Genomic DNA, 13967 nt, shown 5'->3' with positions numbered 1-13967 from the left:
CGACAAGGTGCTGCCGGACGGCGCCGCCGCGCGCGCGGGCCTGCGCCAGGGCGACCTCGTGACCTCGATCGACGGCAAGAACATCGCCGACGGCATCGCCTTCATCGAAGCCGTGCGCGGCGCCCCCGGCAAGACCCTGCAGATGGGCGTGCAGCGTGGCGGCCAGTCGCTCGTGCTGCCCCTCACGCCGGACCGCGATCCGCAGTCGGGCAAGGGCCTGGTGAAGCTGATGATCGCGCAGGCGCCGGAGATGGTGACCGTGAAGGCGGGGCCGCTGGAGGCGCTCGCCAAGGGCGCGCAGCGCACGTGGGAGACGAGCGCGATGACCGTCAAGATGATCGCGAAGATGATCGTGGGCGAGGTCTCGCTGAAAAATGTAACCGGCCCGATCACGATCGCGGACGTGGCCGGACAGACCGCCCGCTCTGGCCTGGAGCCGTTCCTGGAGTTCATCGCCTTCATCTCCATCAGCCTGGGTGTAATGAATCTGTTACCAATTCCCGTTCTGGACGGTGGCCATTTGCTGTATTATTCGCTGGAAGTTTTGACCGGGCGCCCCTTGCCCGCGCGGATCGGCGAGATCGCGCAGCGTGCCGGGGTCGGCCTGCTGTTCATGCTGATGGCGCTTGCCGTCTTCAACGACCTGGTGCGACTGCTCTGAACACACGGCACTCCGAACTGTACGCCGCGCCTGCGGCGGGCATCGGAGTGTTCGGCCCAGGCAGGACAAGCCCCGGCGAAGAACACGTAACGTTGTCCAATGACTGACCCATTGATCTAACCGATGAATTTACAACCCGAACGTTTTGCCCAGCCGCGTTTTGCCTTGCCCTCCCGTCGCAGCATGATCGGCGCAGCCGTGCTGGCCCTGTGTGCCGGTCACGCCGCCGCCGTCGCTCCCTTCGTCGTGAAGGACATCCGGGTCGAAGGCATCCAGCGGACCGAGGCAGGCACGGTGTTCAGCTACCTGCCGGTGCGCGTGGGCGAGACCTTCGACGACGAAAAAGGCACGGCGGCGATCAAGGCGCTGTATGCCACCGGCTTCTTCAAGGACATCCGCCTGGAAGAAGAAAATGGCGTGCTCGTGGTCCTGGTCGAGGAACGTCCGGCCATCGCCTCCGTCGACTTCACCGGCACCAAGGAATTCGAAAAGGACATGCTCGTCAAGGCGCTGAAGGACATCGGCGTCGGCGAGACCAAGATTTTCGACAAGGCCTCCGTCGACCGCGCCGAGCAGGAGCTCAAGCGCCAGTACCTGTCGCACGGCCTGTACGGCGTCAAGATCACGACGACCGTCACCCCGATCGAACGTAACCGCGTGAACGTCATGTTCAACGTGGACGAGGGCGACGTCGCCAAGATCAGGCAGATCAATATCGTCGGCAACAAGGCGTTCTCCGACAAGGAACTGCGCCAGCTGCTGCAGCTGAACACCTCCGGCTGGTTCACGTGGTATTCCAAGGCCGACCAGTACTCGAAGCAGAAGCTGACGGGCGACCTGGAGACCATCAAGTCGTGGTACCTGAATCACGGCTACCTGGAAGTGAACGTCGAGTCCACGCAGGTCTCGATCACCCCGGACAAGAAGGACATCTACCTCACCATCAACATCACGGAAGGCGAGAAGTACACCGTCTCCGGCGTCAAGATGGATGGCGAACTGTTCGGCCGCGGGGAAGAACTCAAGAACCTGATCCTGCTGAAGCCGGGCCAGACGTATTCCGGCGACCTGCAGGAAGCGTCGAACAAGCGCATCGCCGACCGTCTCGCGAGCTTCGGCTACGCGTTCGCGAACGTCACCGCAAACCCGGAGATCAACCGCGAGAAGCGCGAAGTCGCCTTCACGTTCTTCGTCGATCCGGGCAAGCGCGCGTACGTGCGCCACATGACCATCTCGGGCAACACGATCACCCGCGACGAAGTGATCCGCCGCGAATTCCGCCAGTTCGAGAGCTCGTGGTACGACCCGACCCGGGTGAAGCTGTCGCGCGACCGCGTCGACCGCATGGGTTATTTCAAGGACGTGACGGTCGAGACGCCGGAAGCGCAGGGCACCAACGACGCCGTGGACGTGAACATCGCCGTCGTCGAAAAGCCGACCGGTAACTTCATGGTCGGCGGCGCGTTCTCGCAGGCCGAGAAATTCACCTTCACCGCGTCCGTCACGCAGGCCAACTTCGCCGGCAGCGGCAACACGGTCGGCATCGAACTGAACACGAGCCGCTACAACCGCACGATCTCGTTCGCGCAGACGAACCCGTACTTCACCGACGACGGCATCTCGCGCGCGTTCCAGCTGTACCTGCGCACGTCGCGTCCGCCGGCGCTGAACATCGGCTCGTACACCGTGCGCCAGCAGGGCGGCAACCTCACGTTCGGCGTGCCGTTCTCGGAAATCGACACCGTCTACTTCGGCGCCGGCCTGGAAAAGACCCGCCTCGAGACGGACGAGAGCTCGCCGACGCTGTACCAGCAGTTCGTGATGCAGAACTCGAAGGACCCGGTCGCGAAGGCGACGGGCGTGGGCGAGGCGACGACGAATGCGATCCCGCTGACCGTGGCCTGGGGCCGCGATTCGCGCGACTCCGCCATCACGCCGACGCGCGGCCGCTACCAGCGCGCCAACCTGGAAGTCGACGTCCTCGGCGACTCCAAGTACTACCGCGTGGTGTACGAACACCAGTGGTACCGCCCGATCACGCGCTGGATGACCCTCGCGCTGAAGGGTGAGCTGGACTACGGCGCGGGCCTCGGCGGTCACGCGTACCCGGTCTTCAAGAACTTCTACGGCGGCGGCATCGGTTCGGTGCGCGGCTACGAGAGCTCGTCGCTCGGTATCGTCGACCCGCGCACGTACGACGCCCTGGGCGGCGCCAAGCGCGTGATCGGCAACGCCGAGCTGCAGTTCCCGTTCCCGGGCAGCGGCCAGGATCGCTCGCTGCGCTGGTTCACCTTTGCCGACGGCGGCCAGATCTACCAGGAGCACGAACCGATCCGCACGTCGCAGCTGCGCTACTCGGCGGGTATCGGCCTGTCGTGGATTTCCCCGGTGGGCCCGCTCAAGTTGAGTTATGCTAAGCCCTTGAACGCGAAGGAGGGCGACCGCCTTGAGCGCTTCCAGTTCCAGATGGGTACCGGTTTCTGACCGGGCCAGTCGTCGAAACAAGGATTGCGAAGAATATGTTGAAAAAATCGTTAGCCGCGCTGCCGCGTAGCCTGGCGCTGGCGCTGCTGTGCGCCGGTGCGATGGCGCAGGCGTCCGCGCAGAGCGGGATGAGCCGCATCGGCTTCGTCTACACCGAGCGCCTGATGACCGAGTCCAAGCTGGCCAAGGCTGCGGACGCGAAGCTGCAGTCGGAATTCTCCAAGCGCCAGAAACAGCTCGACGACGCAGTGCAGAAGTACAAGGTGAGCCGCGAGAAATTCGACGACGAAGCGCCGAAACTGTCGGACGTCGACCGCACCAAGCGCACGCGCGAACTGCTCGACATGGAGAAGGACGTGCAGCGCATGCAGCGCGAGTACAACGAGGACCTGTTCCAGCGCAAGAACGAGGAGCGCGCCGCCATCGCGCAGAAAGCCTATAAACTGATCGAACAGGTGGCCGAGCAGGAACACCTCGACGTCGTGCTGCAGGAAGCCATCTGGACCAGTCCGCGCATCGACATCACCGACCGGATCCTCAAGCTGCTCGACAAGTAAGCATGTGAGCATGTGAGCCAACACGCTTCCCTGACGCCGGCCGGCTTGATGAGCGGTCGGCAGTTTTCACTTCTTTTACGGAACGACCACGATGGGCACTCGACTGGGTGATTTGGTCGAACGCTTCGGTGGCCAGCTGGTAGGTGACCCGGACCTCGAGGTCCAGGGCATCGCACCGCTCGACAGCGCCGGCGCTTCGCACATCAGCTTTCTCAGCAACAGCAAACTGCGCGCGCTGGCCGCGCAAAGCGGCGCCGCGGCGCTGATCGTCTCGCCGCTGGACGACGCCACCGTCGCCACGACCTATGCCGGCGCACGCATCGTCACCACCAACCCGTACGCCTATTTCGCCCGCGTCGCGCAGTACTTCGTGGCGCTCGAAGAGATCGTGCCGCCGCCGGGCATCCATCCGAGCGCCGTCGTGCACGAGACGGCGCGCGTCGCGCCGACCGCGCATATCGGCCCGAACGTGACGGTCGAAGAGGGTGCCGTCATCGAGGCGGGCGTCCGCATCGACGCCGGCTGCTTCGTCGGCCGCGAGGCGGAGATCGGGGCGGACACGCATCTGTTCGCGAACGTGACCTTCCACGCGCGCTGCAGGATCGGCAAGCGCGGCATCCTGCACTCGGGTGCCGTGATCGGCACCGACGGCTTCGGCTTCGCGCGCGAGAACGGCGTGTACATCAAGATCCCGCAGACGGGCCGCGTGCTGCTGGGCGACGACGTCGACGTCGGCGCCAACACGACCATCGACCGCGGCGCGCTGGACGACACGATCATCGAAGACGGCGTGAAGCTCGACAACCAGATCCAGATCGGCCATAACTGCCGCATCGGGGCGAATACGGCCATGGCGGGCTGCGTGGGGGTAGCCGGCAGCGCGCAGATCGGCAAGAATTGCACGTTCGGCGGCGCGGCGATGGTGCTGGGGCACCTGGAAATCGCGGACAACGTCCATATCTCCTCGGGCAGCATGGTGTCGCGCTCCGTGCTCGAGCCGGGGCAGTACACGGGCTTCTATCCGCTCGCCAAGAACGCCGAATGGGAAAAGAGCGCCGCCATCGTGCGCAACCTGTCCTCGCTGCGCGAGAAGATGCGCAGCCTCGAAAAACAGATCAAACAATTGACCGAACCATCAGAACAAAAATGACGACTGAAGCCACCACCGCGACCAACAAGACCCTGGGGATCAACGAGATCAAGGAATACCTGCCGCACCGCTACCCGCTGCTGTTGGTGGACCGCGTGGTCGACTATGAGCTGGGCAAGACCATCACCGCCATCAAGAACGTGACCGTCAATGAAGAATTCTTCAACGGCCACTTCCCGCACAAGCCCGTGATGCCGGGCGTGCTGATGATCGAGGCGCTGGCGCAGACCGCCGCGATCCTGTCGTTCATGACCATGAACGTCAAGCCGGACGAGAACTCCGTCGTGTACTTCGTCGGCATCGACAACGCGCGCTTCAAGCGTCCGGTCGAGCCGGGCGACCAGCTCAAGATGGACATCGAGATCCTGCGCACCTCGCGCGGCATCTGGAAGTACAAGGCTGTCGCCAGCGTCGACGGCAAGGTCGCCGTCGAAGCTGAGCTGATGTGCACCATCCGCGCGAACGAGAAGGCAGGACAGTGATGAGCAAGGTCCACCCGAGCGCGATCGTCGACCCGAAGGCGGAGCTGGATTCCACCGTCGAAGTCGGCCCGTATTCGATCATCGGGCCGGACGTGCGCATCGGCGCGGGCACGGTCGTGGGTCCGCACGTCGTCATCGAAGGCCACACGACGATTGGCCGCGACAACCGCATCTTCCAGTTCGCGTCGCTGGGCGCCGCCCCGCAGGACAAGAAGTGGGCCGGCGAACCGACCCGCCTGGAGATCGGCGACCGCAACACGATCCGCGAATTCTGCACGTTCAACCTCGGCACCGTGCAGGATGCCGGCGTCACGCGCCTGGGCGACGACAACTGGATGTCCGCGTACACGCACCTGGCGCACGACTGCCAGGTGGGCAGCAACACGATCTTCTCGAACAATGCGCAGCTCGCGGGCCACGTGCACGTGGGCGACTGGGCGATCCTGTCGGGCTACTGCGGCGTGCACCAGTTCTGCAAGATCGGCGCGCATGCCTTCATCGGCATGTACACGAGCCTCACGCAGGACGTGCCGCCATTCGTCCTCGTCTCCGGCAACCCGGCCGAGGCGCACGGCGTGAACATCGAAGGCCTCAAGCGCCGCGGCTTCACGCGCGAGCAGATCAACGCGATCCGCACCGCGTACAAGACCATCTACCGTTCCGGCCTGACGCTGGAAGAAGCCAAGGCCAGGCTGGCGGAAGAGGAAGCCGCCGCCGGCGACGCCGCACAGCACATCCGCGCGCTGCGCGACTTCCTCGACAACGCGAGCCGTGGCATCGTCCGCTGAATCCGTGAAGCTCGCGCTGGTCGCGGGCGAAGTGTCCGGCGACCTGCTCGCGGCGCGCCTGATGGCGGGGCTGAAGCCGCGCCTGCCGGGCGTGGCCTTTTCCGGCATCGGCGGTCCGCGCATGCTGGAGCAGGGCCTTGCGTCGGACGTCCCGATGGACACGCTCACCGTGCGCGGCCTGCTGCCCGTGCTGCTGCGCTACCGCGAACTGAAGGGCATCCAGAACCGCCTGCGCGACCGCCTGCTGGCCGAGCGTCCGGCCGCGTTCATCGGCGCCGACTACCCCGGCTTCAACCTCGGGCTGGAAGAGCAGCTGCGCGCGGCGGGCATCCCGACCGTGCACTTCGTCGGTCCGCAGATCTGGGCGTGGCGCGGCGGGCGCATCAAGAAGATCCAGCGCGCCGTCTCGCACATGCTCGTGATCTTCCCGTTCGAGGAAGAGATCTATCGAACGGCCGGCGTGCCCGTCACGTACATCGGCCATCCGCTGGCGGAGACGATCCCGCTGGTGCCCGACGTGCTTGCCGCGCGCCGCCAGCTCGGCCTGCCGGAGAACGCGCGCGTCGTGACCGTCATGCCGGGCAGCCGCATGTCGGAAATCAAGTACCTGACTGAGCCCTACGTCCGGACAGTCCAACTGCTGGCGGCGCGGGATCCGTCCGTGCGCTTCATCGCGCCGATGGCGGGCGAACGGCAAAAAGCGTATTTTATGGAGCTGCTGGCGAAGGCCGGGTTGCAGGACGTGCCGCTCCAGCTCGTCGACGGCGAATCGCATGCGTGCATCGCGGCGGCCGACGCCGTGCTGGCGGCTTCGGGCACCGCGACGCTGGAAGTGGCGCTGTACAAGAAGCCGATGGTGATCGCGTACAAGGTCTTGCAGGCCGAGTGGCTGCTCATCCGGAACATGGGCTATTTGCCGTGGATCGGGCTGCCGAACATCCTGGCGCGCGACTTCGTCGTGCCGGAATTCCTGCAGCACGCCGCGACGCCGGAAGCGCTGGCGGACGCCGTCTGGTTCCAGCTGACGGACGAGAACAACCGGGTGAGGCTGCAGGAGCGCTTCACCGAAATGCATCACAGCCTGCTGCGCGACAGCGCGCGCGAAAGCGCCCGCGCCGTGCTCGAGGTGATAGGCAAAGCATGAGAAAAACGAGAACGAAGGCGGTCGATTTCTACCCGGGCCTCCCGCCGAAGAACCGGCCGTTCACGCTGGACGACATCGTCTGCGGCGTGGACGAGGCCGGGCGCGGCCCGCTGGCCGGCCCCGTGTTCGCGGCCGCCGTGATCCTCGATCCGGCCCGTCCGATCGAGGGCCTGCGCGACTCGAAAAAGCTGACGGAAGCGCGGCGCGACGAGTTGGCCCCGCTGATCAGGGAGCACGCGCTGGCGTGGGCCATCGCCGAGTGCTCGCACGCGGAAATCGACACGCTGAACATCCTGCAGGCGACGATGCTGGCGATGCGCCGCGCCGTCGAACAGCTGGCGACCGTGCCGACCATCGCCCTCATCGACGGCAACCGCTGCCCGCAGTTCGCGCCGCACATCCGCGCGCATGCGGTGGTGGAGGGCGATGACAAGGTGCACGCGATTTCCGCCGCGTCGATCCTCGCGAAGACGGCGCGCGATGCGGCGCTCGTCGCGCTGCATGACACGTATCCGCAGTATGCGTTCGACCAGCACAAGGGCTATTCGACGGCGCTGCACCTCGCGCGCCTGCGCGAGCACGGTCCGAGCCCCGTGCACCGGCGCAGCTTCGCGCCCGTGCGCGCGCTGCTCGAACCCGACCTGTTCGGGGAGCTCGCATGAAGAGCATCACGTCGCGCGACAACCCGTTTTACAAGGAACTGAAACACCTCGCGGGCAGCAGCCAGGCCCTGCGCAAGGCCGGCCGTTCGCTGCTGGACGGCGTGCACCTGTGCCAGGCGTACCTGGACCTCGTCGGACAGCCCGTGCACTGCATCGTGTCCGAAGGCGCGCTGGCGAATCCCGAAGTGGCCGCCATCGTCGACCGCGTGACGGCGCCGGCCACGTCGCTGCCGGACGCGCTGTTCGGCGCGCTGTCGCAGGTCGAACACGGCATCCATCTGCTGTTCCTCGTCGAGACGCCGCGGCCTGTTCGTCCGGACGCCCTGGTGCAATCGGCCGTGCTGCTGGACGGCGTGCAGGACCCGGGCAATGCCGGCTCCATCCTCAGGAGTGCGGGCGCGGCGGGCATCAGGCAGGTGTATTGCAGCCCCGGCACCGCCTCGATCTGGTCGCCGAAGGTGCTGCGCGCCGCGATGGGCGCCCATTTCGTGCTGGAGATCTTCGAGAACGTCGACCTGGCGGACCTGATCCGGAAGGCAGACGTGCCCGTGCTGGCGACGAGCGGCTATGCCAGCGAGCGGATCTACGACGTGGACCTGTCCCGCCCCGTCGCATGGCTGCTGGGCCATGAAGGGCAGGGCGTGTCGGATGCGCTGCTGAACCTGGCCACGCACCGCGTCGTCATCCCGCATGCGGGCGCCGTGGAATCGTTGAACGTGGCCGCGTGCGCGGCCGTGTGTTTCTTCGAACAGCTGCGCCAACAACAGCAGGCGTAGACGCGATAAGCCTGTTCGGTTACGCTTCGTGCACGTTATGACGGAGTCGAGATGGACATGGGGCAAACGCAGTTGCACTCTTTGCACTTCCTGGTCGCGGAAGCGGACCCGGTGCAGCGCCGCGCGCTGATCGAGGCGCTCGGCCAGGTGGGCGCCACGCGCGTTACCGACGTGCCGGACGGCCCGATGGCGCTGCGCACCCTGCAGGCGGGTTTTACCCCGAAGATCGACGTCGCCGTCATCGACCTCGACCTGGGCGGCATGGACGGACTCGAACTGCTGCGCGCGATCGCCGCGCTGAAGTCGGACGTGCGGCTGATCGTCGTCGGCGCCCAGCCGGCAAGCGTGCTGTTCTCCGTCGAGAGCCTCGCGCAGGCGCATGGCGTCGACCTGCTGGGTACTGTCGCCAAGCCCGTCACCAGCACGAAACTCAAGGCCTTGCTGGACAATTACCAGGCGCCGCGGCGCGCGCCGGCGGCAGCGCCCGGCCCCAGCTTCACGTTCGCCGAAGTGGGCGTGGGCCTGCAGAAGCGCCAGTTCGAGCCGTTCTTCCAGCCCAAGATCGAACTGGCGACGGGCCAGGTGAAAGGCCTGGAGACGTTCGCCCGCTGGCGCCATCCCGAGCACGGCGTGCTGGGACCTGCTTCCTTCATCGGCGCGCTGGAAGCGAACAACCGCATCGACTTCCTCGACTGGACGATGCTGGAAATGTCGGTGGAGCGGTGCCGCCGCTACCACGACCAGGGCATCCCGATCTCCATCTCGCTGAACCTGGCGCCGGAGACGCTGGCGCATCCGAACTTCATCCGCCAGGTGACGTCGACGATGCAGCGCCACGGCGTGCTGCCGGACTACCTGACGTTCGAGATGACGGAATCCTCGATCCTCAGCTTCGACGCCGACTTCATCGAACGCCTCGTGCGCTTGCGCATGCTGGGCTTCGGCCTCGCGATCGACGACTACGGCACCGGGCGCTCGAACCTGCAGATCCTGGCGCGCATCCCGTTCTCGGAACTCAAGATCGACCGTTCGTTCGTGGACGGCGCGTCGAAGAAGCGCCAGCTGGGCACCGTGCTGAAATCGTGCCTCGGGCTGGCGCACAGCCTCGATCGCATGTCCGTCGCCGTCGGCGTGGAGACGCGGCAGGACTGGGATTTCCTGCAGGGGCTCGGGTGCACGTATGCGCAGGGGTACCACATTGCCAATCCGATGCCGGCCGACGAGTTTCCCGGCTGGCTCGAGGATTGGCGGCATTTCTTCTAATATTCACGCCGGTCCGGCTTGATCTCCTGGAGGATGGTCGTCGCGATCTCCTCGATCGACTTGGTGGTCGACGACAGCCACCGGATCCCCTCGCGCCGCATCAGCTGCTCGGCCTCGTTCACCTCGTAGCGGCAGTTCTCCAGCGACGCATACTTGCTGCCCGCGCGCCGCTCGTTGCGGATCTCGGACAGGCGTTCCGGCGTGATCGTCAGGCCGAATATCTTGTGCTTGAACTGCGGCAGCGCCGACGGCAGCTTGTTGCGCTCGAAATCGTCCGGGATCAGCGGGTAGTTCGCCGCCTTGATCCCGTACTGCATCGCGAGGTACAGGCTCGTCGGCGTCTTGCCCGAGCGCGACACGCCCACGAGGATCACGTCCGCATCCGCCAGGTTCTTGTGCGACTGGCCGTCGTCGTGTGCCAGCGAGAAGTTGATGGCCTCGATGCGGTTCTTGTATTCCTCCGTGTCGACGACGTTGTGGATGCGGCCGATCGTGTGCGTCGACTTCACCCGCAATTCCTGCTCGAGCGGGGCGACGAACGTCTGGAACAGATCCATATGCATGCCCTGCGCGGCGCGGATCACGGCGGACAGGTCGTGTTTCACGAGCGTGGAAAATACGATCGGGCGCTGGTTGTCGGCGATCGCGGCGTCGTTGATGCGGCGGGCGGCCGCGTAGGCTTTGTCGATCGTGTCGATGAACGGCAGGCGGATCTGCCGGAAGCGCATCTCGAACTGGCTCAGCACCGCGTGGCCGAAGGTTTCCGCCGTGATGCCCGTGCCGTCGGAAACGAAGAAAACGGTGCGCGCGGCGCCCGGACTGCCTGGGGTGTTAGCGAAAGACATGATGTTTTTTAGACAGATAATGACAAAGTTGCAGCTCGTTGGGCTGTGAAACCCGGTCGCGCGCGGTAAAATGCTTGGGAACGGGTTGTTGGATTGTGCTTTACGACGCCAAGAATAACAAGAAATCCCCCGGAAACTCGACCAGCCTGCCGCGCGAAGCCCGCCTTGAGCAACGATTGCTCGGCGCGCCGCCGCTGCCTAGCCAGGCTCGTCCGTCATCCGGCCGTCGGCGCATCCGCCGTACAGATTTCCATCATCAAAAAGGTGTTTTACCATGACTAACCTGTCGAATGCAGTATTGAAGGCGCCCGATCCCACAGCGGCCGGCGCGAGCGAAGCGGTCTACGTCGCCTCGTTCGAGACCCTGCGCATGACCGACGTCGAGTCGGTCGGCGGCAAGAACGCGTCGCTCGGCGAGATGATCAGCCAGCTGGCCGAGGCCGGCGTGCGCGTGCCGGGCGGCTTCGCCACCACGGCCCAGGCCTTCCGCGACTTCCTGAACCACTCGGTCGACGGCGGTCCCTCTCTCGGTGACCGCATTGCCCGGCGCCTGGAAGGCCTGGACATCGACGACGTACGTTCACTGGCCACCGCGGGTGCAGAGATCCGCCAGTGGATCATCGACACCCCGTTCCAGCCGCGCCTGCAGGCCGAAATCGAAGCCTTCTACGACCGCCTCGTGGCCGATTCGGACACGGAAGTGTCGTTCGCCGTGCGCTCGTCCGCCACCGCGGAAGACCTGCCGGACGCCTCGTTCGCGGGCCAGCAGGAAACGTTCCTGAACGTCGTCGGCATCGACAACGTGCTGGAAGCGATGAAGCACGTGTTCGCGTCGCTGTACAACGACCGCGCGATCTCGTACCGCGTCCACAAAGGCTTCACCCACGCCGAAGTCGCGCTGTCGGCCGGCGTGCAGCGCATGGTCCGTTCCGACACGGGCGCCGCCGGCGTCATGTTCACGATCGACACGGAATCCGGCTTCAAGGACGTCGTGTTCGTCACGTCGAGCTACGGCCTGGGCGAGACCGTCGTGCAGGGCGCCGTCAACCCGGACGAGTTCTACGTGCACAAGCCGATGCTGGAACAGGGCAAGAAGCCCGTCATCCGCAAGAACATCGGTTCCAAGCTGATCAAGATGGAGTTCACGAAGGAAGCCAAGGCCGGCCGCTCCGTGCAGACCGTCGACGTGCCCATCGAAATGCGCAACCGCTACTCGCTGCTAGATGAGGAAGTCGTCGAGCTGGCGAAATATGCCGTCATCATCGAGAAGCACTACCAGCGCCCGATGGACATCGAGTGGGGCAAGGATGGCCGCGACGGCAAGCTGTACATCCTGCAGGCGCGTCCGGAAACCGTGAAGTCGCAGCAGAAGGCGACGGATTCCCAGCAGCGCTTCAAGCTGAAGGGCACGGGCACCGTGCTGACCTCGGGCCGCGCCATCGGCCAGAAGATCGGCGCCGGTCCGGTGCGCGTCATCAACGACCCGTCCGAGATGGAAAGAGTGCAGCCGGGGGACGTGCTCGTCGCCGACATGACCGACCCGAACTGGGAACCGGTGATGAAGCGCGCCTCCGCCATCGTGACGAACCGCGGCGGCCGCACGTGCCACGCGGCGATCATCGCCCGTGAACTGGGCGTGCCGGCCGTCGTCGGCTGCGGCGACGCGACGGAAACGCTGAAGGACGGCACGTTCGTGACCGTGTCCTGCGCCGAAGGCGACGAGGGCCGGATCTACGACGGCCTGCTGGAAACGGAAGTGACGGAATCGGCGCGCGGCGACCTGCCGGCCATCCCGACCAAGATCATGATGAACGTCGGTAACCCGCAGCTCGCGTTCGACTTCCAGTCGATCCCGAACGGCGGCGTGGGCCTGGCCCGCCTGGAGTTCATCATCAACAACAACATCGGCGTGCACCCGAAAGCGATCCTCGAGTACCCGAACATCGACAACGACCTGAAAAAGGCCGTCGAGTCGGTCGCCCGCGGCCACGCGTCGCCGCGCGCATTCTACGTCGACAAGCTGGCCGAAGGCGTCGCGACGATCGCCGCCGCGTTCTGGCCGAAGCCCGTCATCGTGCGCCTGTCCGACTTCAAGTCGAACGAGTACAAGAAGCTGATCGGCGGTTCGCGCTACGAGCCGGACGAGGAAAACCCGATGCTGGGCTTCCGCGGCGCCGCGCGCTACCTGGCCGAGGACTTCGCCGAGTCGTTCGAGATGGAATGCATGGCCATGAAGCGCGTGCGCGACGAGATGGGCCTCACCAACGTCGAGATCATGATCCCGTTCGTGCGTACCTTGGGCCAGGCCGAGAAGGTCATCGCGCTGCTGGCGAAATATGGCCTGAAGCGCGGCGAGAACGGCCTGCGCGTCATCATGATGTGCGAAGTGCCGTCGAACGCCATCCTGGCCGAGCAGTTCCTGGAGTACTTCGACGGCTTCTCGATCGGTTCGAACGACCTCACGCAGCTCACGCTGGGCCTGGACCGCGACTCCGGCATGGAACTGCTGGCCAAGGACTTCGACGAGCGCGACCCGGCCGTGAAAGCCATGCTGACCCTGGCGATCAAGGCCTGCCGCGCGAAGGGCAAGTACGTGGGCATCTGCGGCCAGGGGCCGTCGGACAACCCGGACTTCGCCGTGTGGCTGATGGAGCAGGGCATCGAATCGATGTCGCTGAACCCGGACTCGGTGATCGATACGTGGCAGAAGCTGGCGTCGATGCAATAAGCCGTTGAGCTTCCAATGAAAAGCCGCTGCGAGGTGCAGATCACCTTGCAGCGGTTTTTTTATGCGTGGGCTTCGGTCCCGTGCAATTGGTGGAACGCGCGTTCAAACTCATCCAGGTGGCGTGTAAAAGGCGGCGGCGAAACGGCCCGCAGGCGCCCCAGCAGCGCCTCGCCTTCGGCCACGCGCTCCGTTTCCAGGCAGGCGCGCAGCAGGTGGAAAGCGGCCTGCGGACCGTGCCGGGTGGGGTCGTAGACGGGTCCGACGAGCGTGACGATCAGGCCCGTGTGGCCATACTGCCCGAGGTCGGCCGCCATCGTCATCAGGGCGCTGCCATCCACGTCCTCCTCGGCCAGCACGGCCGTGTACTGCTCGCGCGCCGCCGGGAGGTCGCCGGCGGCGAGATGGTGCCGGGCCAGCAGGAGCCGCG

At 65.5% G+C, this 13967-nt stretch carries 13 protein-coding genes; 11 read left to right on the top strand and 2 right to left on the bottom strand.

Going from position 1 to position 13967, the window contains the following annotated elements; all coding sequences use genetic code 11:
* The 10 genes from rseP to ACEN88_RS11240 form a co-directional block, all read left to right on the top strand.
* A partial coding sequence (gene rseP / locus ACEN88_RS11285; protein WP_413339636.1) for an RIP metalloprotease RseP occupies nucleotides 1-661 on the top strand: 661 nt, incomplete at its 5' end.
* A gap of 123 nt (nucleotides 662-784) precedes the next feature.
* Nucleotides 785-3145, top strand: a complete 2361-nt coding sequence (bamA, locus tag ACEN88_RS11280; protein WP_413339634.1) for an outer membrane protein assembly factor BamA — start codon at nucleotides 785-787, stop codon at nucleotides 3143-3145.
* Between the two features lie 38 nt (nucleotides 3146-3183).
* Nucleotides 3184-3702 (top strand): OmpH family outer membrane protein, encoded by a 519-nt coding sequence (locus ACEN88_RS11275; RefSeq protein ID WP_413339633.1) that lies wholly within the window; start codon nucleotides 3184-3186, stop codon nucleotides 3700-3702.
* Between the two features lie 91 nt (nucleotides 3703-3793).
* Nucleotides 3794-4852, top strand: a complete 1059-nt coding sequence (lpxD, locus tag ACEN88_RS11270) for a UDP-3-O-(3-hydroxymyristoyl)glucosamine N-acyltransferase (RefSeq protein WP_413339631.1) — start codon at nucleotides 3794-3796, stop codon at nucleotides 4850-4852.
* Nucleotides 4849-5334 (top strand): 3-hydroxyacyl-ACP dehydratase FabZ, encoded by a 486-nt coding sequence (fabZ, locus tag ACEN88_RS11265; RefSeq protein WP_371760538.1) that lies wholly within the window; start codon nucleotides 4849-4851, stop codon nucleotides 5332-5334. The genes lpxD and fabZ overlap by 4 nt, the downstream gene beginning before the upstream one ends.
* Nucleotides 5334-6122, top strand: coding sequence for an acyl-ACP--UDP-N-acetylglucosamine O-acyltransferase (gene lpxA, locus ACEN88_RS11260; protein ID WP_056135241.1), 789 nt, complete (start codon nucleotides 5334-5336; stop codon nucleotides 6120-6122). The genes fabZ and lpxA overlap by 1 nt, the downstream gene beginning before the upstream one ends.
* Entirely contained in the window at nucleotides 6106-7266 is a 1161-nt protein-coding gene (gene lpxB, locus ACEN88_RS11255) for a lipid-A-disaccharide synthase (RefSeq protein ID WP_413339629.1), read from the top strand. Before lpxA ends, lpxB begins: the two co-directional genes overlap by 17 nt.
* The gene (gene rnhB, locus ACEN88_RS11250; RefSeq protein WP_413339627.1) at nucleotides 7263-7928 is read left to right on the top strand and encodes a ribonuclease HII; all 666 of its coding nucleotides are present in this window, start codon (nucleotides 7263-7265) and stop codon (nucleotides 7926-7928) included. The genes lpxB and rnhB overlap by 4 nt, the downstream gene beginning before the upstream one ends.
* The gene (locus ACEN88_RS11245) at nucleotides 7925-8704 is read left to right on the top strand and encodes a TrmH family RNA methyltransferase (protein WP_413339626.1); all 780 of its coding nucleotides are present in this window, start codon (nucleotides 7925-7927) and stop codon (nucleotides 8702-8704) included. Before rnhB ends, ACEN88_RS11245 begins: the two co-directional genes overlap by 4 nt.
* Before the next feature lie 51 nt (nucleotides 8705-8755).
* Nucleotides 8756-9967, top strand: coding sequence for an EAL domain-containing protein (locus ACEN88_RS11240; protein WP_413339624.1), 1212 nt, complete (start codon nucleotides 8756-8758; stop codon nucleotides 9965-9967).
* On the opposite strand, the gene ACEN88_RS11235 is transcribed toward ACEN88_RS11240, so the two are convergent.
* Nucleotides 9964-10812 carry a pyruvate, water dikinase regulatory protein gene (locus ACEN88_RS11235; RefSeq protein WP_056135226.1) on the bottom strand — a complete coding sequence of 283 codons (849 nt, stop codon included), beginning with the start codon at nucleotides 10810-10812 and terminating at the stop codon, nucleotides 9964-9966. The genes ACEN88_RS11240 and ACEN88_RS11235 overlap by 4 nt on opposite strands.
* Before the next feature lie 370 nt (nucleotides 10813-11182).
* Here ACEN88_RS11235 and ppsA point away from each other — a divergent pair, with 370 nt between their 5' ends.
* Nucleotides 11183-13540 (top strand): phosphoenolpyruvate synthase, encoded by a 2358-nt coding sequence (ppsA, locus tag ACEN88_RS11230; RefSeq protein WP_413339638.1) that lies wholly within the window; start codon nucleotides 11183-11185, stop codon nucleotides 13538-13540.
* 59 nt (nucleotides 13541-13599) lie between these two features.
* Here the strand turns inward: ppsA and ACEN88_RS11225 are convergent.
* Nucleotides 13600-13967: hypothetical protein (locus ACEN88_RS11225; RefSeq protein ID WP_413339623.1), on the bottom strand; the 368-nt coding region annotated here is incomplete at its 5' end.

The sequence above is a fragment of the Massilia sp. CT11-108 genome (assembly GCF_047302915.1).
GTDB lineage: Bacteria > Pseudomonadota > Gammaproteobacteria > Burkholderiales > Burkholderiaceae_D > Telluria > Telluria orientalis.
This window is presented reverse-complemented; position numbering and strand designations above follow the sequence as displayed.